The organism is Bifidobacterium psychraerophilum (genome assembly GCF_000741705.1).
GTDB classification, from domain to species: Bacteria; Actinomycetota; Actinomycetes; order Actinomycetales; family Bifidobacteriaceae; genus Bombiscardovia; species Bombiscardovia psychraerophila.
Map to the genome: position 1 here is coordinate 191,474 of NZ_JGZI01000007.1, position 20,516 is coordinate 211,989.

General features: G+C 56.9%; 13 protein-coding genes and 1 pseudogene. 4 read left to right on the forward strand and 10 right to left on the reverse strand.

Going from position 1 to position 20,516, the window contains the following annotated elements:
• Window positions 1-65: 65 nt before the first annotated feature.
• Complete coding sequence (locus BPSY_RS10945) at window positions 66-2,636, forward strand: bifunctional diguanylate cyclase/phosphodiesterase (protein ID WP_051921501.1); 2,571 nt, start codon at window positions 66-68, stop codon at window positions 2,634-2,636.
• Here BPSY_RS10945 and BPSY_RS02360 read toward each other — a convergent pair.
• The 10 genes and pseudogenes from BPSY_RS02360 to dnaK all read right to left on the reverse strand — a co-directional run bounded on the left by BPSY_RS02360 (window position 2,576) and on the right by dnaK (window position 15,778).
• Window positions 2,576-4,474 (reverse strand): hypothetical protein, encoded by a 1,899-nt coding sequence (locus BPSY_RS02360; protein ID WP_033495706.1) that lies wholly within the window; start codon window positions 4,472-4,474, stop codon window positions 2,576-2,578. The two genes, BPSY_RS10945 and BPSY_RS02360, sit on opposite strands and share 61 nt — an antisense overlap.
• Window positions 4,471-5,466 (reverse strand): PilZ domain-containing protein, encoded by a 996-nt coding sequence (locus BPSY_RS10950; RefSeq protein ID WP_051921503.1) that lies wholly within the window; start codon window positions 5,464-5,466, stop codon window positions 4,471-4,473. Before BPSY_RS10950 ends, BPSY_RS02360 begins: the two co-directional genes overlap by 4 nt.
• Window positions 5,459-6,814: a glycosyltransferase family 2 protein gene (locus BPSY_RS02365; protein ID WP_051921504.1), complete on the reverse strand. Its 1,356-nt coding sequence runs from the start codon at window positions 6,812-6,814 to the stop codon at window positions 5,459-5,461. The genes BPSY_RS10950 and BPSY_RS02365 overlap by 8 nt, the downstream gene beginning before the upstream one ends.
• Window positions 6,811-7,914, reverse strand: coding sequence for a bifunctional glycosyltransferase family 2/GtrA family protein (locus BPSY_RS02370; protein WP_052118882.1), 1,104 nt, complete (start codon window positions 7,912-7,914; stop codon window positions 6,811-6,813). Before BPSY_RS02370 ends, BPSY_RS02365 begins: the two co-directional genes overlap by 4 nt.
• A 689-nt stretch (window positions 7,915-8,603) precedes the next feature.
• The gene (locus BPSY_RS02375; protein ID WP_081884140.1) at window positions 8,604-9,284 is read right to left on the reverse strand and encodes an HAD family hydrolase; all 681 of its coding nucleotides are present in this window, start codon (window positions 9,282-9,284) and stop codon (window positions 8,604-8,606) included.
• Between the two features lie 279 nt (window positions 9,285-9,563).
• Window positions 9,564-11,012: pseudogene (locus BPSY_RS02380) on the reverse strand (DEAD/DEAH box helicase); the annotation flags it as partial.
• 398 nt (window positions 11,013-11,410) lie between these two features.
• Window positions 11,411-12,019, reverse strand: a complete 609-nt coding sequence (locus BPSY_RS02385; RefSeq protein WP_033495710.1) for a heat shock protein transcriptional repressor HspR — start codon at window positions 12,017-12,019, stop codon at window positions 11,411-11,413.
• Between the two features lie 73 nt (window positions 12,020-12,092).
• Window positions 12,093-13,109 carry a DnaJ C-terminal domain-containing protein gene (locus BPSY_RS02390; RefSeq protein WP_033495712.1) on the reverse strand — a complete coding sequence of 339 codons (1,017 nt, stop codon included), beginning with the start codon at window positions 13,107-13,109 and terminating at the stop codon, window positions 12,093-12,095.
• Between the two features lie 69 nt (window positions 13,110-13,178).
• A complete protein-coding gene (gene grpE, locus BPSY_RS02395) occupies window positions 13,179-13,898 on the reverse strand; it encodes a nucleotide exchange factor GrpE (RefSeq protein WP_033495714.1) in 720 nt (239 codons plus the stop codon).
• A complete protein-coding gene (dnaK, locus tag BPSY_RS02400) occupies window positions 13,898-15,778 on the reverse strand; it encodes a molecular chaperone DnaK (protein ID WP_033495716.1) in 1,881 nt (626 codons plus the stop codon). The genes grpE and dnaK overlap by 1 nt, the downstream gene beginning before the upstream one ends.
• A gap of 239 nt (window positions 15,779-16,017) precedes the next feature.
• Between dnaK and BPSY_RS02405 the strand changes: the two genes are divergently transcribed.
• From BPSY_RS02405 to BPSY_RS02415, 3 genes are all read left to right on the forward strand, one after another.
• Window positions 16,018-17,028, forward strand: coding sequence for a LacI family DNA-binding transcriptional regulator (locus tag BPSY_RS02405; RefSeq protein ID WP_033495718.1), 1,011 nt, complete (start codon window positions 16,018-16,020; stop codon window positions 17,026-17,028).
• 157 nt (window positions 17,029-17,185) lie between these two features.
• Window positions 17,186-18,562, forward strand: coding sequence for an ABC transporter substrate-binding protein (locus BPSY_RS02410; protein WP_051921510.1), 1,377 nt, complete (start codon window positions 17,186-17,188; stop codon window positions 18,560-18,562).
• Between the two features lie 103 nt (window positions 18,563-18,665).
• Window positions 18,666-20,408, forward strand: a complete 1,743-nt coding sequence (locus tag BPSY_RS02415) for a glycoside hydrolase family 13 protein (protein WP_100841116.1) — start codon at window positions 18,666-18,668, stop codon at window positions 20,406-20,408.
• The last annotated feature ends 108 nt before the right edge of the window (window positions 20,409-20,516 follow it).

A 20,516-nucleotide genomic window follows, 5' to 3' on the forward strand; every position in this document is an offset into this window, starting at 1 on the left:
GGACGTCGGGGGAACCGCCGGGGGACGGAGGTCACACCCCACTTCGTGGAGGAATGGGGATTTGCATGATGCGTGTGTTCAAAGATTATTCGCCCCGTATGCGCGAGCCTGCCGTCGCGGTTCAGATACTCGCGGCCACGATGCTGTTGTCGATAATCTCCTTCGGAATCTATATGTCCTCCCCCGATCTGATCGCCCGCCCCCTGCTGTGGACCTTCTGGTTTGCCGGATTCATGATCGCGGCATGGTGGTGTCCCCACATCGCCGGAAGAAACCTGCTTATCGGATTCGGCCCTGATCTGATGCTGCTCAGCGCCACGCTGATACTTCCCGAACGCGGACTCCTCTGGCTGCTGATCATGTGCGCCCTGACCTTCCACTACTTCATCTGGTCCAAAAGCGTTCGCCGCGCCCTGCTGGGCATCACATCCACAATGGTCGCGGCCCTTCCCGGTTGGATCATCAGCGAAAGCATAGGGGGGATCACCGCCTTCGACGGGCAGAGGAACCAGCACGCCCTATCCTCCCTGTCACTGTTGCTGCTGCTCTGCCTCACCTTCACGGCGGTCCGTTTATGTCTGGCGACCCTGATCACCATGTACACCGAGCGCACCTTCCCGGGTACGCTGCGTCATCTGAATTGGACGCAGGTACTGGTGATGCCCCTCATCTATTGCGTTGTGCCGACGATACTGGTCACCATGCGTTCGTTGCCGCGTATCGTCGCCGATGCGCAATGGAACGAAGCCTTCAACGTGCTCACGGTGCTGGTGATGTCCTCGGGAACGTTCCGCATCATCGAGGAGCTCGTCTCCGGTCTCTCCAAACGCAACCGTCTGTTGCAACTGGAGAAGGCCACCGACTCCCTGTCACTCTCGACCCAGCGGATACTCAGCAGCGCCACGGTGCTGCTCTCCTCCATATACCCGCGCATGCGGGTCAGCCTCGCGGTCAAACCACCCAGAACAGGCCCGTATTCCAGCACCCTGCTATCCGGAACGATTTCAAGTACCGATGGCCCCTTGCGCATTATCGTGGTGCGGACGGTCTGGAACAAACCCTTCGATGAGGTCGACCGTCTGGCGGTGAATCTCATCGCTTCGATGCTGCGCATCATCTATCGCGTCCGTCTGGAAACGAGCCGTCTGACCGTGGCAGCCAACACCGATCCGCTCACCGGCGTATCCAATTTCCGAGGCTTCGAGACGGCTCTGGCGCAGCAGGATATTCTTGGCAACCCCGACGGCGCGGCAGCGATCTTCATCGATGTGGACCAGTTCAAATCGATCAACGATTCCTATGGGCATCAGGCAGGCAACGAGGTCCTGCAGGCCTTGGCGCGCCGACTGACCGAAGCCGTCGGGCAGGACAAGCTCATCGCCCGGCTTGGCGGTGACGAATTCGCCATCGTCATCAGCGGCGTCCACACACATAAGGAGGCCAAGCCCTATATCAAACGGGTGGAGGAATCAGTCAACCGTCCTGTCATGACAGGTGCCGGACCCATTCCTCTGCACATATCCCATGGGCTGTCCTTCACCAGGAGCGGCAAGGATTACCAGAGTCTGCTCGATGAGGCCGACGTGCGCATGTACGCCTCCCGAAGGAAGCAGGCCTCCTCCCAGAAGGTCAGCCCGCCTGTCTCGACGATAGATTTCTCGGCGCTCATGCCTCCTGCACCCCTGCTGCAACCCTCGGTATTCGGTCTTGAAGATGATTTCCCGCCAGAACCCCGCACATCGCATCAGCATTCACAGGACCGGGATGATGCCGTTGCTCTGGCGATTCAACGCGACGCGATAGAAATCTACTATCAACCGATCATCAATCTCAATACACGCCGGCTGTTGGCGCTGGAGGCCCTGGTCCGCTATCACGATCCGGAATTTGGAGACATCCCGGTTGCGGACATTCTGCGTGTGGCCAGCGAGCATGACCTCACAGGGGCCATATCGGAGTCGATGCTGATGCATGCGGTGGCGGATACCGCGATCTTTCATGAGATCGAGCCCGAACTCGTACTGGTGAACGTCAATGTGACGATGGCCGATCTGCTGAATCCGCAGTTCCGAGCCCATCTGCAGCAGACCGTCGAATCCAATCCGGATCTGCATATCATCATCGAGATCACCGAGGATTCGCTTTCCACAACGACTGAGGCGGAGCTGAAATCCGTCGAGCAATTCGTCAAGAAGCGTCATATCGATCTGGCCCTGGACGATGCCGGCACCCTGTATTCGGAACTGGCAGTACTTGTCCGGCTACCTGTCAGAGTCGTCAAGATAGATAAAAGCATCGTCGACCGTTTGCCCAGTGCCAGGGTTTCGGCTTTGATGATGGGCTTCGTATCGACCTGCGACAAGCTCAATATCGAGGTCGTGTTCGAGGGCATCGAAACCCCTGAGCAGGAAAAGGCCATCAGGGAATTCGGAGGCCGCCTGGTTCAGGGATTCCTGTATGGACGTCCGATCAACGCAATGGAGACGAGCATACGGCTGCAAACCTCCGGGCTGAGCATGCAAGCCGATCAGGAATGGCCCTTATCCCCGTCTTCCGCACAGAACGGGACGAGCGGTCATCGTGATGTCGCCGGCAGCAAAGCGATGCCGCCATCCGAGGATTTCACGACGCGGTAGAAACCCTCATCCCCGCTCACACCGTAGTGTTTGCTGAGTAGCGCCTGCTCACGGGCATCCGGCTCTATGACCACCAGATAATCATATGAAGAGATGAGATGATCCATATTGGCTTCATAGAAGCTCACGATGGCATCCACATGGGGCGCGTACAGATAGTATTTCGCCACATACTGCATGTAGTAATCAGTGACCTGCCCATTGGAGTCCTGGCCATACAACAGATAGCGGTGCGTGTCTTCCGTGCCATGCTTCGGCCAGTTGTCCCCCACCACCCTCTCTACCTGTGCCGGCATGCTACTGGGATATTCACGGATGATGGTATTCAGCCCGTTGAACTCGGAAAGCAGAATGGCCAGCGACAGCATCACGCAGGCGACGACGCTTTTCTGATAGATGTCCTTCGTGATGACGCTCTTGTACGACTGGTATGCCTTGGTGTCGCCGACGCGGTAGTGGAAGGTGCCCTGGATATCCGTCGTCGCGCACATCATCAGCGCACCGACGAACAGCACGACGATGCTGTTGGCGTAGCGATCGAATCCGGCGAGGCTGGATGCCTCTGATTCCGGCATCGAATACACATACATGCCGAGGATGCCGATATAGTACAGCACCACCACCAGGTCCAGTGCGATCAGCGCCTTCCACAGCTGCCACTTCCACTTGCTGAAGAAGGCTATCGCCAGACTCGTCACGATCACTGCGACGTTGCCTATCAGCAGTCCCCACACCGGGCGCGTGCCGAAATCAACAGCCGCCCGCACGAATGCGGAGACGATATGGGCGATCTGCTCCTGGCTCTTCGCGGAATCCGTCGTGGCCGCGCCCGACGTGCCGATATTGAATTTGTTGCTCAGCTCGGCGATACCGGTCACCGCCATATGCCACTGCCACAATGCGTAAGTGCCGAAGGATGCCACGGATATGCCGAATACGGCGAGGACATCGGGCCATCGCCGCCAACCATGTTGCGTGAACCAGACGTATATCAGATACAGCAGTCCTATCGCAGCGAATATGACACCGGTGAGTTTCACAGTCATCAGGAAAGCAGCCACCGGCAGGATCATGAATGACGCTGCGACGAGACGGTCACGGCAACCATAAGCGATGGCGATGATCGCCAAAGCGAATAGCGGCAGCAGAAAATCCACCAGTAGGTTGTTGATTCTGATGGTGAGGTTGAAGAAGGACAACACCGAGCATCCAAAAGCCAGAAAGGCGTAGAGCAAAAATCTTCCACGCTCTGAGATGATGCCGAACAAGGCGTATATGCAGGAGAAAATCAACAGGCTCTGCCCGATGATCATCATCGCCTGGCTGTGCCCCGCAAACAGGCATACGTAGTACAGGAAGGAGGTGGTACCAAGCGGGTAGTTCTTGAAACTGATCAGATCCGAACCCACCTGGGGGAACGAATCGGTCAGCAGCATCTGTTTGAGGGCCACGGCCCAATGGGAGTAGTTGTCGTAATGTTCGAGATGACTGAACGACAGCAAAGCGACGAATACAAGCACCCCGGCCAGGAACAGCACATCGAACAACTGGGGCTTCCATCGCCAAGGGCTGCGTTCATAATCAGCCTTGGAACGCTCGCGAAGGGTGTGGATCAGCCAGACCACACATCTGGCGAGCAGCAATGCGATGCCCAGCGACAGGACCACATACGCACCCGCTCGTAAAACGCCGAATATCCCGCATATGTAAATCACACAGCCAATGCTCGAGCACACCACCACAGGAATGAATTCCCTGCGCATCCCAATCCACAGGGCGGATGCGGCGTAACCCGCGAAGGACAATGCCAAAGCGAGGAATGTAAGCACCGCCATCATGCGAACACCTCCTCCGTCCGCTCGTCACGGGTGCTTCCCACCGCCGCGGACCGCTCGGCACGATGCGCTACGGTGGCTGCAACCTCCTCCAACAGCCCGCTCATATTGCCCTTCTCCGCCAATTCCTTGAGATTGCTCACCAACAGCACTTCCTTATCACCATCTATCTGCCCCGAGGAGCTTAACTGGATGCTCACGCCTGAATCCGTGGTGAACACCAGATTCCGTGCAAGCCGCACCCCATCCGCCGCCTGCGGTTCCAGACCGGCCACGGTCCACGTCCTGTACCCAACGGTGGCTTTCGTGCAGACACTGCCGTCGTCGAATACGACGTGTCGCGGAACCGGCATCTCGGAGAAGGCGCCGAAGGGACGTTTCGGCTTTTCCAGACGCCTTTTGACATTCCGGAGCAGATCATCGTAGACGGTATCCCACATATCCATCTGCAGTGGCAGGGGGTGGCCCCGGTCGTAGATGATCTGCATGAACTGCCTGCGGTCATCTTCACTGAAAGGCTCCACGGTGAAGGAGTATCGCCATCCCTGATCCGTTCTCCGGGCATAGATCATCTTCCCATGCAGCTTGGCACGATAACGGTCGTTGTGAATGGTCATCGACAGCCCGACCGACTCGTTGAAGTACCGGGAGATGTCGGAGACCACCGCCATGCCCTCCTCGGAGACATCAACCGTTCTCAGATCGTATTGCTCGCCGCCCACGCTGATCGAAACCGCCTCGTCAGCGGGAAAACGTTCGCTGCGGCGGTAGGCGGGCCGCCCCAGCATGAAGAAGAGCGCATAGATCAACGAAACCATGTTGTATGCGAGCCAGAAGATGATAATCGACCCGTAGAAGACCTCCCAGCCATACTTACCCCACATGAAGCGCACAAGGGCGGCTACGGTCAGCAGCAGCAGCGCGGCATTCGGCACGGCCAGCAGCAATGAGGAGCCACGTTTCGAAGAGGTGTTCTCCCTGCTCTTCTCAGTCACATGGAAGGTGCGCTGGTGGATGTGCAAGGGTTTCCAGCAGGACCGGGACGATGAGGTAGGGCATGAGGATCGTGTCGATGACCTGGCTCCAGCGTTGGTTGCGCATATCACCCGAAAGATAACGCATCGCACCGGCGTAGAAGGCGTATGCGGGAAGCCAGATGAGCAGCAGAGGCTCGATACCCGCGACCACGATGCGGAAATCGAATAATGCGAACAGAATCGGTGCGAGGATGAAAATGAGTCTGTTGGCGAAGGACCACCAATACAGGAAGGTTCCCAGATAGGATATCTTGCCGGTGACGGATAGTTTTCCCCTGCGGAAGGGGTGCGCGTTCTGCATGCTCTGGATGATGCCACGCGCCCATCTGGTCCGTTGCTTGATCATGGCGGGAATCGTCGTGGTGCTGAGCCCCGAGGAGACGACCTCATCGCTTGCATAGGTGGTGTATCCCAGCTGCTGCATGCGCAGGCTGGTCTCGAAGTCCTCGGTGATCGTGTTCAAGGGGAAGCCGCCGATATCCTCCATCGCTTTTCTGGAAAGCACGGCGTTGCTTCCGGTATATGCGACGCTATTGGAGGTGTTGCGCATCACGTTGACCTGGCGGGAGAAGAAATCCTGTTCATTGGGGACGATATGCTCCGCATACAGATTGAACTGGAACAGGTCCGGGTTGTAGAAGCTTTGCGGCGTCTGCACCAGGCCGATCGCGGTGTCGCCGTCCATCTCATCGGGTTCCCTCCTGCGCCATACGCCGCCCTCCTTCACGTACTCGGGCAGCAGGAAGTAAGGAACCGTTTTCATCAGGAAGTCATGCCGTGGAATCATATCCGTGTCAAATGTGGCGAAGATGGCGCTGCCGGTATGCTTCAAGGCATTGTTGTAGTTTCCCGACTTCGCCTCGGTGTTGTTTTCGAGTCCGATATAGCCCACCCCGAGTCCGGCCGCCATTTCGGCGACTTCAGGCCTGTTCCCATCGTCGCAAACGAAGATATGCACCTTGTGTTTGTCGGGGTAGTCCATGAAGGTGCACGCGGATACGGTTTTGTACAGCAGATCGATCTCCTCGTTATGCGTGGCGATCAGCACATCCACATCCGGGTAGTCCTCGGCGGCGATCTCGGGCAGTTCCAGATGAAAACGCTTCATGCGTATGCGTTGCAGGAAGAGATCGAAGGTCGTCGCTATGGTCACGGTCTCGGCGACGAGCAGGAGCACACCGGCGACCACATTCCATACCCCGTCATGCAAGGGCAGGGTGAAGAAGAGCCTCCAGAACAGATAGATCGTGGTGAGTATCATGGCCAGCACGAACACGACATTCTGCCGCACGACTTTGGATTTCATCGGGACCTCCTAGGCGAAGCGAACACCCAACTCTGTTGGACGCGATAACTGAGGAAGAACAACACACAGTCACAGATCGCCTTCCCCAATGCGACCGCGACACCCACGAGACTCAGCAGGTAGACCCCGGTCGAGGAAAGCACTATGAGTGTGGCGCTGAGCGCCAGATATTTCACCAGACTGGGCCAGACGGAAGCTTGGTGTCTGAAGATCAGCGTGCGGTTGATCAGAAAATTCAACGCTATGGAGATCACCCTGGCCAGACCGGTGGCAACCAGGATGTGCGTATATCCATGCATGGGCAGACCGACCAAAGGCACTGCGAACAGCGCCCAGGCAAGCCCCAGATCAACACCCGCGCATACCAACGAGGAGAGCGAAAACGAGAACAAGGTACCGACCAGCGCCTTGATGACGGAGATGCTGTCACGCACCGGGTGGAAGTGTGTTCCCCCGTTGTCGTTCTCGTATACGGTGCTGATCGCTACGGGCACCATCGGCACCTGCCTTTTCACGGCCATCACCAACATCTGGGTCTCATACTCGAAACCGTTGCCGGGAAGCGTCAGCATGTCATCGAGCAGCTCCTGCCCGAAGGCCCTCAGACCGGTCTGGGTATCCGCCAGGTGCACATGATGCAGCACGGCGAATGCGACCGTGGCCACCTTGTTGCCGAATGAGGATTTCCAGGGGGTTTCCGTCGAAGAGAAATCACGCTGCCCCAACACCAGGGCCTCGGGGTTTTCAGCGGCGGCCCGCGCCATATTGACGACATCCGGTACCGTGTGCTGCCCATCCGAATCCACGGTGATGATGCTGAAGGACTGTGGTGCGTGCTCCTTGATCCAGCGCAATCCCGTCTTGATGGCCGCACCCTTGCCCTGGTTGTGCTCGTGCACCAGGAGTGTGGCTCCGCCCTGTTCGAGGGCGGAGAAGATATGACGGTAATCATCACCCGATCCGTCGTCGATGATGATGATGTGTTCGAATCCCTGTTGCCTGAGTCGCTCCACATATGTGATGAGTGCCGTTTCAGGTTCCAATGAAGGGATCAACACAATCGGACATCGTCGCTCGGACGGATTCATGTTGAGGCTCATGGCACCCTTTCATAGTGCAAGGACCCGGTGACGGGGCATGACGGACGACATGGCTGGTAGACAGGATTTGTCGCAAGATCGCAGGCGAAAGCCTGCGTCTGCGCTATTCTGATGCTGAGCTGGAGCCGTGTGACGGCTCGACTTCACGGACCCCGCCGCGTATGCGATAAGTCGCAACAGCAACGTGCCCATGCCGATGGATATCTCCACTCATTGACCCAACCTGTTGTACTATACCGAAAAAACGGACATCACGTAACAATGGTGTTCCCCAGGTGCAGAACGGGCACCGCTGATTCGATCGGCTTCGGGGATGCTTCCGACATATCAACGATGCGCGATTCCGGAAGAATCGGCTTATGCCAAGATGTCCGCTTTGTAACATTCCGGCTTGCATTTATGGACACGCATCCATTTGGATTCCACTTTGGATATGCTGAGACCTGATTCAGGATTCTCATAGGAAGGACGGTGCGACGTGATCGGAGTTGTTTGCGGCGTACCGGAATGTGAGCACCACGCAACTGCCGAATGGGATACGGTGCGCGGCTGCGCCGCCGATGCCCATACCTACGTCCCGATTCCGGTATGCGACTTTCACTTCTGGATGCTGAACAATGGCGCGCACCTGACACTGAAATTCCGAGGCTGAGTGTATTTCCTCCGCCATGCAATCGGCAGGACGGGGATCAGAACGCTTGTCCGACCCTCTCCGTGGCATAGGTCGCCAAGGCCTCGGCATCGATGCCTTGATAATCACGGATTGAACGGAATTGGCCCTGCCCGGACACCTCGGCCCTGGTGAACCCCGTCACGGCTATCGTCGTGGCACCCGATGCCACCGCCGACCGCAATCCCGTGGGGGAATCCTCAAGTGCGATGCAGGAGGCGATATCCTTGCCCTCGATGCCGAGCAGCTGGGCAGCGTGCAGGTAAGGAGCGGGGTCGGGTTTGGATGCCAGACCATCATCTCCACATACGAATGCACTGAACGCCCCCGTAGGCGCTTGATCGACAACCACCTGGGCCATCGAACGGGGTGAAGCGGTCACCAGCACCGAGGGGATGCCTGCACCCACCAAAGAACGCAACACGTCAAGAACCCCTGGGGTCCAAGGCATGCTTTGGCGTTCGCGCTCGGCCACATAGCTGACCATGAGTTCGGCGATGCGCGCTTCGGGCAGCTGGGTACCCATTTCGCGCATTTTTTCGGCGCATAGCGCCAAGGCCTTACCGGACATCTGCCAGCCGAGATCCTCATTCCAGATCCCACCATGCCGACGGGCGATCTCCATCTCACCCTCATGCCAATAGGGTTCGGAATCAATAAGCGTGCCATCCATATCCCAGAACACTGCGCGCAACGTCATACCATCGCCTTCCATCCGCTTCCCCTGCTCATCTCAGGCTATCAAGCACCGAGGAGAGCAGGGTCTGCGCACAGATCCACCGAGGTGGTCACCGGAGAAAGCGACAGGATATCAGCGACCTGCCGTGCGGAACGGGGCCTTGCCGCCATGCCCGCGGGAGTGACGATACCCATGCTTGGATCCCGAAGCGTTCGCGGATGATTGCTTATCCGTACGCCGCCTTGAATCGGAGGCTTTGGAAGAACGTGTGCGCTCAGGGCGTGGACCGTCGAAACGAGCGTCACGTGAGCGGGAACCCTGCGTGCGTGAACCACGTGACCGCGATCCCTGTGAACCACGTGAACCGTGTCCGCCGCGTCCCTGACGCGCAGGACGTGATTCGGGCAAGGTCCATCCGCTGATCAACGGTGCATGGTTGCCGACGAGTTTCTCGACCGCGGGGGAATCGCTGGTGACCGAAACGGCTTTGGCCTCGATGCCCGCGATACGCAACAGACGACGCACATCACGACGCTGATCCGGGAGCACCAGAGTGACCACATCGCCCTCGTGTCCGGCTCGTGCGGTTCGGCCCGAACGATGGAGGAAGGACTTCGCGTCTGCCGGTGGGTCGACCTGCACCACAAGCTCGACACCGCTGACGTCGACACCGCGTGCGGCCACGTCGGTCGCGACGAGGACGCGCACATCACCTTCGCTGAATGCACTGAGGTTCCTGTCGCGCTGGTTCTGCGAAAGATTGCCGTGCAGCTCCGCTGCGGGAATACCGTTATCGGTCAGATTCTGGGCGAGTTTCTTCGCCTGGTGCTTGGTTCTGGTGAAGAGTATGCGCTTGCCTGAGCCGGAGGCCAGGACCCTGACCAACTGGTGCTTCTGTGCCAAGGTGGTTTCGAAGATGTGATGCGTCATCTGGGTCACATGCGCAGTGGCCGAGTCGACGGTGTGCACCTTGGGATCGTGGAGGAATCGGTTCACCAGGGCATCAACACCATGGTCAAGCGTCGCGGAGAAGAGCATACGCTGTCCATCGGCGGAAACCTGATCCAGCAGACGCTCAACGGCAGGCAAAAAGCCCATGTCGGCCATCTCATCCGCCTCATCGAGCACGGTGATCTCGACATTCTCCAAAGTCAGCAGTCGCTGCCTGAGCAGATCCTCAAGACGTCCCGGGCATGCGACGACGATATCCGCACCTGCACGCAGGGCGTCGACCTGCCGGTTCTGTCGCACGCCGCCGTAGATGGTGGTGGTGCTCAGCCTGCATGTGGCAGCCAATGGTTCAATGACCTCATTGATCTGGTTCGCCAGCTCGCGGGTGGGAGCGAGGACGAGGGCACGAGGGCTTGGCAGTGGGCCACGGGAACGCCCGCCACCCCGGTTGTTGCGGCCCTTGCCTCGTCTGGCGTCGTCTTTCCCGCCGTGTCTGATGAGTTCATGTTCGTAATCCTGGATTTCACGATCCATCGCGGCCGGGCTCTGAGTGCTCAGGCGTGTGATCAGCGGGATGGTGAATGCCAGGGTCTTTCCCGAACCGGTTTTCCCGCGTCCGAGAATATCCCGACCGGCAAGGGCGTCCGGGATCGTGTCCACCTGGATGGGGAAAGCGGTGCTTTTCCCATCGGCGGCGAGCGCCGCGACGAGGATATGGGGTACGCCCAACTCCGCGAAGGAGGTCGTTGGCTCAGTGGTTGAAGAAGCAATATGCGATACAGCAGTGGTGTCTGACACCGGTTACCTTTCATTAAGGAATGATTCCAGCGGCTGTGATGTGCACGCCGCGCGGCCGCAAGCAAGGCCAATGATTTCGTGGAAGAATTCCCGATAACCGAAGCGTTCAAGCGACATAGTGGGATTCGGACGAATCCCGAGCAAACATCGACTATAGCATGACGGTGTCCATAAGCGGCCGGGCAGCCGTCCGAATCCCATGCCTTCAAGGTCTGTATTCCTTGCGAATACAACGATCTGGAGCAGTATGAAGCCCTGAGCCTAGCCTGCTTCCATGCGTTTCGCGCGATGGATCAAGCGAAAAGGCCTCACACGATCATGCCAGGCGGCGAGGCCGAACGGTCACACACCGAAGGAACATGCTCTATGCCGATACTGCCGCCGATGATTCGCCACCGCTATCGCAGACCCCAGATGATGAGTGATTTCGACGGTGAGAAACGCTCGTCCGACTCATCATCCGTGTCATCACGCGCGTGGTCATTTGCGCGGGCATCGGCTTCCTGCAACTCCTGGGCCATTTCACGAAGATGCTGGTGAACGTCGCGACGCCACAACCGTGCACGCTCCGAACGCTGGACTTCGATGACCTCCCCATCCGTCGCCGCGGCAAAAATACTCGATCCCTCAGGGGTTCTCATCCGACGTAATTCACGTCTGAGCTGTCTGTTCTCTTCCGCCAATTCGAGGATCCTGGTGATGCCGGCAAGGTTGATCGACTCATGCTGACTCATATGCTGCGCCTGGCACAGACGATCCAGATCACGGACCGAGTACCTGCGGGCACCGCCCTCCGTACGTTTGGGGACGATGATGCGCAGACGGTCGTATTGCCTCAGCGTCTGGGGATGGATATCCGCCAGGGTCGCCACCTGCCCGACGGTGAGCACCGGAAGATCTATATCGAGACCGGCATCGTCCGCTCCGTCCAAATCGATTCGTCCCTCGACCAGGGAACGGGCGCAAATCAGGTACATCTGCCTGATCTCTCTGGCTATTGTGGCCATCGACGATCACCCCTATCCGTATTCGGCGTGCATCCGCCGGGCCCGAGACCACCGCCCGGCGGATCATTCCTGATTATGATTGCAGACGGTTCTCTCTGATCTGCGCGGAGAAGTCCTCGCTGTCATTGTCGAACTCGTGCAGCAGTTTCTTCTGCTTGAGCGTGAGCTTGTGCGGCAGCATGATCTGCACACGCGCCACCAGATCGCCTTTGCCTTTGGCTCCGTGGACTCCCTTTCCGGAGACGCGTATCCGCGTGCCGCTGCTGGTGCCTGCCGGTACTTTGATGGAGATGTTCTCCCCATCAATATCCAATGCCTCGACCTTGGCTCCCGCCCCAGCCTCCGCAACGGTAACAGGCAAATCCATGACCAGGTCCAAGCCGTCAAGCGTGAAGCGTTCGCTCTCCTTGACCTTCACGGAGAGATAGAGATCACCGTTCGCACCGCCGAAGCGTCCCTTATGGCCTTTGCCGGAGAGACGGATCTTCTGCCCGTCACGGACGCCCGCAGGAATATGCGTCTTGAACTTGGTGCCTCCGACGCTGAGCGATACGGTGGCGCCTTTCACCGCCTGCCGGAAGGTGAGTGTGATCGAGGAGCTTCGGTCCTCGCCCTTCATCGCCTTGGGCTGCTCCTGAGACCTCTGGAATCCCGCCCTCGAAGAGCCGTTTCCCGCTCCTGAGAAGGACGAGAAGATGTCGGAGAAGTCGGGCTGCCCACCCGATGAGGTCGAGAAGCGGACTCGTGAACCGCCCTGCCCCTCGGACGCACCACCGAACATCGAACCGAAGATGTCCTGGAAGCTGTTCGCGTCGAATCCGGATTGCCCCGAACCTCCCGCGAAACGGGCTCCGCCCATGCCGAACTGACGGATGGCATCGTATTTCTGGCGCTGCTCCTTGTTGCGAAGCACGTCGTACGCCTCGGAGATGTCTTTGAACTTCTCCTCGGCAGCGGCACCCTTGTTCAAATCAGGATGGTATTGACGTGCCAGTTTGCGGTATGCCTTGGTGATCTCCGCTTCACTGGCGTCCTTCGAGACACCGAGGACCTTGTAAAAGTCCTTGTTCAGCCATTCATTCTCAGCCATGTATGCCTCCCCGCTTGGCTTTGTACGTACGTGCTTCCCTTTCCATAGGCCTTATCCACCGCTCGCCGCTCAGCCCTGCGATGGCGTCCCCTGTGGAGATGCAACCACAACGCGTGCCGCACGAATCACACGATCGCCGATGCGATACCCCGATTCAACGACCGTATCAACGGTCTCCTTCTCGGCGGAGGCGTCGGGCTTGTGCAGGATTGCCTCGTGCTTGGTCGGATCGAATTCCTCACCGACCTCACCGAACTTCTCGACCCCGAATTTCTCGAAGGTCTTGTCGATTTTGGCGCTCACCGCTTGGAACGACTCACCCAGCTCGTCATGTTGACGGATTCTGTCGATATCATCCAAGGCGGGCAGCAGCGCGGTCAACACATCGATGATGCCGTGCTGCCGGAATCGATCCTGCTCCTTGACCGAACGGTTGCGGAAGTTGATGAACTCGGCCCGCTCGCGCTGCAATGCCTCCAGGTACCCTGCGGCCTCCTGCTTGGCTTTGCCCAAGGCTGTCAATCCTTCCTGCTGACCCTGGTCGGACTCATCTGAAGCATCACCCGACTGCTGTGACTGCCCAGTGACCGGGCTTTCGGAAGACGTGTCGGAGGTCTGCTCCTTGTCTTCGGATGGCTTGGGGGACGGCTTCCGCTTTGCAGAGGATGCGTCTGCTCCCTGCGACGGCTTCCGCTCCCCGGAGGGAGCCGAATCGTTGTCAGAGGATCCAGCCAACGACTCGGCATCGGACATACCACGCAGGTATTCATCCTTGTCGAAGTCGGACATCACTCGCCGTCCTTCTTCTTGTCGTCATCGTCCACGACCTCGGCGTCGACCACGTCGTCCTCGGAGGAAGGGGCGGCTCCCTGTGCACCCGGTGCACCGGCGGCACCAGCCGCGCCTTCGGCCTGCTGCTGTGAGTACAGGGCTTCGCCGATCTTCTGTGCGGAAGTGGTCAGCTCGGTCTGAGCGGACTTGATCTTCTCGATGTCATCACCCTTAAGGGCCTCCTTGAGGGCTTCGACCTTCTCGGTGACCTCCTTGGAGACATCGTCGGAGAGCTTGTCCTTGTTGTCGGTGACGAGCTTCTCCGTCTGGTACGCGAAGGACTCCGCCTGGTTCCGGGTCTCAGCGTCCTCACGACGCTGCTTGTCCTCGGACTCGTGGGCTTCGGCCTCTTTGACCATCTTGTCGATTTCGTCCTTCTGCAGGCCGGAACCACCGGTGATGGTCATCGACTGTTCCTTGCCGGTCCCCTTGTCCTTTGCGGACACATGCACGATGCCGTTGGCGTCGATGTCGAAGGTGACCTCGACCTGGGGGACGCCACGCGGTGCCGGCGCGATACCCGTCAGCTCGAAGGTGCCGAGCGGCTTGTTGTCGCGGGCGAACTCACGCTCACCTTGGTACACCTGGATCAGCACGCTGGGCTGGTTGTCCTCGGCGGTCGAGAACACCTCGGAGCGCTTCGTCGGGATCGCGGTGTTGCGGTCGATGAGCTTGGTCATGATGCCGCCCTTGGTCTCGATACCGAGGCTCAATGGCGTCACGTCGATCAGCAGCACGTCCTTGCGGTCGCCCTTGATGACGCCCGACTGCACGGCAGCGCCGACGGCCACGACCTCGTCGGGGTTGACCGACTTGTTCGCTTCCTTGCCTCCGGTCAGGTCCTTCACCAGTTCCTGCACGGCAGGCATACGGGTGGATCCACCGACCAGCACCACGTGGTCGATTTCGTTGACCGAGATGTTCGCATCGGAGAGCACGTTGTTGAACGGCGTGCGGCAGCGTCCGAGCAGGTCAGATGACATCTCCTCGAAGTGTGCACGGGTCAGGGTCTCATCCAGATGCACCGGCGTGCCGTCAGGTGTCATGGCCAGGTACTGCATGGAGATGTTGGTCGAGCTGGAGGAGCTGAGTTCCTTCTTGGCCTGCTCGGCGGCTTCCTTCAGACGCTGCAGCGCGATCTTGTCCTTGGCCAGATCCACACCATACTTGTTCTTGACTTCGCCCACGAGCCAGTCGATGATCTTCTGATCCCAATCATCGCCGCCCAGACGGTTGTCTCCATTGGTGGCCTGGACCTGAATGGTCGAGAAGCCATCATCATCCTTGCCGATTTCCAGCAGCGAGACATCGAAGGTGCCGCCACCGAGATCGAAGACCAGAATGCGTTCGTCTTCCTTGCCCTTTTCGAGTCCGTAGGCCAGCGCGGCTGCAGTTGGCTCGTTGATGATGCGCAGGACGTTCAGTCCGGCGATCTTTCCTGCATCTTTGGTCGCCTGACGCTGGGCATCGTTGAAGTAGGCGGGGCAGGTGATGACCGCATCGGTCACGGGACCACCGAGGTAGGCTTCCGCGTCCCTCTTGAGCTTCATCAGGATCTGTGCGGAAATCTCCTGGGGAGTCCATCCCTTGCCGTCGATGTCAACGGTCCAATCCGTTCCCATGTGACGCTTTACCGAGCTGATGGTGCGATCGACGTTGGTGACCGCCTGCCGCTTGGCGACCTCTCCTACGAGGATCTCCCCGGACTTGCTGAACGCCACCACGGATGGCGTCGTACGCATACCTTCCGCATTCACGATGACGGTTGGCTCGCCGCCCTCAAGCGTGGCAATGCATGAATTCGTGGTTCCCAAATCGATGCCGACTGCTCGTGCCATAACTGTTCCTCCTGGTTGATATGAATGCGGGGCTTTCGCAGACCTCGCACCTTTCACGGTTTCCCGCTCACGTTCTTTGGGCGGTGAAATACGACATGCACATCACCGCTCTCGAAACTTGAGCCTACATCACTCAACTTCTGAAGGCAAACCATTATTCCCGTTTGTTGGAAAAACTATGGCTTTTCTTGTCTAGTATGAATACAGGCTTTTGACGAAGGCTGACGACTGGAGACACAATGAAGGCGACCATACAACACGTGGCTGAAGAGGCGGGCGTATCGGTGTCTACCGTGTCCCGTGCATTCACCAAACCCGATCTCGTTGCACGAAAAACACGAGACCGCATACTTGCCATCGCCGACAATCTTGATTTTCGCATCTCTCGATCCGCTACGGCTCTAAAAACCGGTCAATCCCTGAGAGTTGCATTTCTCACCAGCGACCCCCTCGCCACTTGGTTCAATGCACATGTCTTTGAAGGAATGAATTCGGTGCTGCAACAGGCCGGATACGACATTTCTCTATATCAGATAGATACCCCCGAAAAACGTCATGATTTTTTCTCCATACTGCCGGTGCAACGCAATGCGGATGCCGTCATCGTCTCTTCTTTCGACATAGACCCCACAGAAACCGGTCGACTGAACACTGCAAAGGTCCCCATCATAGGCATCAACGTACCCACCACCACCTCGTATACGGCATCAATAAGCATCGATGACGCAGCAGGAATGCAGCTGCTCGCACAACATCTGATTACACTCGGGCATCGTCAAATCGCTTTTGTTGGAGTTCCCCAAGACTCGAAGATTCATTTCAGCGCACATAAAAGGGAACGTGCATTCGTTGATACCTGTTTGGCAACCTCCATCACCCCGTCCGTCATACACGTTGAAGATGACGACGAACTGGTGAGCAACGTCATGACGGCCTTGCTCAACCTCGCGCAGATGCCTACTGCAGTGTGCTTCCAACACGATTCAATGGCGATTCGCTTGTGGACATCGCTGCGTAAATATGGAATGGAATGCCCACATGACATTTCAATCTGCGGCTTCGATGACAGCACTTACGCAAAAGATATCTCGCTGACCACCATTCGGCAGGACCCCCAAAAAACCGGACAGGCGGCAGCGGAAAAGACCCTTCGCCTGATGGCCGGCGACTCGTCCTTTCAGACACACCAGCTGGTACCGGTCCACCTGATTGCGCGTGAAAGCACAGCCAAAGTGTCCGCTTCATCGTAATCGAAGCGTTGAAGACCCTCTCTCCAAGACCCTTGCAACAAGTTAACGATAATGACATCGTTTGCAATAATTATGCTACTATTTGTCTTGTGATATTGAAAACATTGATGCAAATGTTTGTTTACTCATACGGAACGCAAAGGAGCGATCAATGAGAATGAGCTCATCGGATATACGACGCAAAGCAACTGCGGCACTTGCACTAACCCTGCTAATCCCCACCTTGGCCTCATGCGGCGGCGAAAGCGCGGATTCATCCAAAGGACAGGTCTATTACATCAATTCCAAACCAGAGGTTGCCTCGATTTGGAAAAAGGTAGCCAGTGAATACACAAAGGAAACCGGCGTTGAAGTGACCGTGCAAACCGCCGCGGCAGGCACGTTGGATCAGACCATGGCCAGCGAACTTGCCAAGAGCGAGGCACCGACCATGTTCACCCTCAATGGTTACGATTCATATTCGAAATACAAACAATACCTAGCCGACGTGAGTGACTCCGCCGTATACAAGCTGCTGAACAACGAAGGAAAAGCCTACAGCTTCACGGAGGGAACCAAGGCATACTCCGTTCCCTTCGCTGCCGAGTGGTATGGCATGATTTACAACAAAGCGATTCTTGCCAAGTATATAAGCAAGGATTATGCCGTCATCAAGTCCGTCGACGAGATCAAGAATTTCGACGTGTTCAAGCAGGTATGCGATTCAATTCAAGCCCATAAGTCCGATCTGGGACTTGACGGAGCCATCTCGAACGCTGGCATGGACGCGTCGGACACCTATCGCTTCACATCCCATCTCGCACGTATTCCTTTGTTCTACGAATACAAGGATGCCAACACCACCTTTATGCCCAAAATCAAGGGTACTTATATGGAACAGTTCAAGAACATCTGGGATCTTTACCTCACGGATTCAACCACGCAACACAGTCTGCTCAGTAGCAAGACCTATGAAGACACCACCAGCGAGTTCGCAACCGGAAAAGTTGCTTTCTATCAGAACGGTACATGGTCCTATACACAGATCCAAGGTAATGCAGTCAAGGATAGCGACTTAGGAATGTTGCCGATTTACATCGGCGCGAAAGACGAATCTTCCTATGGGCCAGCATCCATTTACGATGCTTCCTGGGCCATCAACAAAAACTCGAGTGAGCAGGACCAGAAGGCCACACTTGACTTCATGAAATGGCTTGTCAGTTCAAAGGAAGGCAAGCAGGCACTCACTACGGATATGGGCTTTTCCGCACCGTTCACCAGTATGGACGTAAACGCCAAATCCGACAACCCACTTGTTACAGCAGCGCTTGAATACAAGAAGGATAAGATTCCCTTCGTGCAGTCCTTCGCATTGCCAAGCGGTCAGTGGCAGAGCGATCTGTCGAATGCACTACTGAACTACACGCAGAGCGGGGGCAGCTGGTCAGCCGTTAAGACTGCATACGTCAAGAACTGGGCTACCGAATGGAAGAGCGTGAAGGACACTTCGGGAGTCCTGCCGGAGGCCGGAACGTTCAAAGACACCACTGACTGACAACACAGATTGTTGTCGAGAAGGAGAGTTCCGCGCACAACTATTGGCTGTGTGCGGAACTCTCTTATGTCACCACCGAATAAGAGAGGGAACCATGTCCAGCATGCAGGACACATCATCACAACACGTACCACCACCAGCCAGAGAAAGCCTGATTATGACAACAGAGGGTGATGACACAACTCCATGGTGGAAGGGAGCCGTGGTATATCAGATATATCCACGCTCGTTCAAAGACACCACAGGTGACGGCATCGGAGATATTAACGGCATTACAGAGGAGATTCCATATCTGCATGACCTAGGTATTGATGCAATATGGATAAGCCCGTTCTATCCCTCGCCCCAAGAGGATGGGGGGTATGATGTCGCCGATTACAGGAATGTCGATCCGCTTCTCGGTACACTCACTGACTTCGACAACCTTATTCAAGTTGCTCATCACCATAGCATCAGAATTGTGGTTGATCTGGTGCCGAACCACACCTCATCCGCACACCCGTGGTTTATTGACGCCCTGAACGCACGTCCGGGATCCGCCGAGCGTGATCGATATATCTTCCGCGACGGTCGGGGCCCCAATGGGAATCAGCCGCCGACGGATTGGATTTGCGGTTTCGGTGGACCAGCCTGGGAGCGAGTTCCGGACGGGCAGTGGTACTTGCACATGTGGTCAGTAGGACAACCAGATCTGAATTGGAAAAATGAGGAAGTCAGAGAGGATTTCCTTCACACCATAAGGTTCTGGAGCGACAAAGGCGTAGATGGATTCAGAGTCGATGCCGCCCAAAGTCTTGTCAAAGACATGGATCGCGATGATCTAAATTCTTGGAGCATGCAATACGACGTGCTTCCTCAGGACGGTAGTCATCCTCTATACGATCGCAATGAACTCCATGACATATACCGCAGCTGGCGCAAAGTATTCAATGAGTACAACCCCCACAGATTCGCCATTGCCGAGGCTTGGGTTAATCCGAAGAGACAGTACCTGTACGCTTCGGCAGACGAGCTTGGTCAGGTGTTTAATTTTGAGTTCGCCAAGGCAAACTGGACGGCCGGTGAGATGCGCCGATCAATCGAGAAGGGGTTGGAATCGGCTAATCGCTCACACTCCACAACAACATGGGTAATGTCGAATCATGACGTACCCCGTCATGCAACCCGATATGCTCTGCCACAGGTCGCCGGACATTCCTATCACCAGCTTGCCCAAGACTGGATCCTCAGAGACGGCAAAACCTATATAGAGGACCGGGAATTAGGCACACGACGCTCTCGGGCTGCGATTCTCCTCGAGCTTGCCCTTCCAGGATCCGCATATGTCTACCAAGGTGAGGAACTGGGTTTGTTCGAGGTACCCGACATACCGTGGAACGCCCTCGAAGACCCAACAGCGGCTCATTCAGACGATTGCGGTAAAGAGAGTATCCGTAAGGGCCGTGACGGTTGCAGGGTCCCGATCCCATGGTCCCGCAACGCCAATGATGGCTTCGGTTTCAGCCCCTCGGGATCAGAAGCGAAACCTCACCTACCACAACCTCAGTGGTTCAAGGATTTCTCGGTCGAAGCTGAAGCGAACTCGAACGACTCGATGCTGAATCTGTATAAGGCTGCCTTGCATCTCCGCGCAGGACTCCAGAGTAACGACTTTGCCTTTTCCTGGCGGCGTGACTACAACGATGAGCATGTCCTAGCATTTGATCGTGCCTCAGGATGGTCGTGTATTACCAATTTTGGCGGGTCTGCGATTCAACTACCGCAAGGAGCGAAAGTCCTTCTTACTTCCACACCGTTAACCACTAATGGCATGCTGCCCACCGATGCCTCGGTCTGGATTTCCTAGAATCGCAATTACCTCGGCACACTAATCGGTAGAAGGCCCCGGACGGTGTATCCACACCGTCCGGGGCCTTCTACCGGGATGTATGACTCTCAGTATGTTCAAATACGA

Excerpts from the sequence above, each read along its gene's own strand:
- BPSY_RS02360 (WP_033495706.1), bottom strand. The coding sequence starts at position 4,474 with ATGATGGCGGTGCTTACATTCCTCGCTTTGGCATTGTCCTTCGCGGGT.
- BPSY_RS02405 (WP_033495718.1), top strand. The coding sequence starts at position 16,018 with ATGAAGGCGACCATACAACACGTGGCTGAAGAGGCGGGCGTATCGGTG.
- BPSY_RS02375 (WP_081884140.1), bottom strand. The coding sequence starts at position 9,284 with ATGACGTTGCGCGCAGTGTTCTGGGATATGGATGGCACGCTTATTGAT.
- BPSY_RS02370 (WP_052118882.1), bottom strand. The coding sequence starts at position 7,914 with ATGAGCCTCAACATGAATCCGTCCGAGCGACGATGTCCGATTGTGTTG.
- BPSY_RS10945 (WP_051921501.1), top strand. The coding sequence starts at position 66 with ATGATGCGTGTGTTCAAAGATTATTCGCCCCGTATGCGCGAGCCTGCC.
- BPSY_RS02415 (WP_100841116.1), top strand. The coding sequence starts at position 18,666 with ATGCAGGACACATCATCACAACACGTACCACCACCAGCCAGAGAAAGC.
- dnaK (WP_033495716.1), bottom strand. The coding sequence starts at position 15,778 with ATGGCACGAGCAGTCGGCATCGATTTGGGAACCACGAATTCATGCATT.
- BPSY_RS02410 (WP_051921510.1), top strand. The coding sequence starts at position 17,186 with ATGAGCTCATCGGATATACGACGCAAAGCAACTGCGGCACTTGCACTA.
- BPSY_RS02365 (WP_051921504.1), bottom strand. The coding sequence starts at position 6,814 with ATGAAATCCAAAGTCGTGCGGCAGAATGTCGTGTTCGTGCTGGCCATG.
- grpE (WP_033495714.1), bottom strand. The coding sequence starts at position 13,898 with ATGTCCGACTTCGACAAGGATGAATACCTGCGTGGTATGTCCGATGCC.
- BPSY_RS02385 (WP_033495710.1), bottom strand. The coding sequence starts at position 12,019 with ATGGCCACAATAGCCAGAGAGATCAGGCAGATGTACCTGATTTGCGCC.
- BPSY_RS02390 (WP_033495712.1), bottom strand. The coding sequence starts at position 13,109 with ATGGCTGAGAATGAATGGCTGAACAAGGACTTTTACAAGGTCCTCGGT.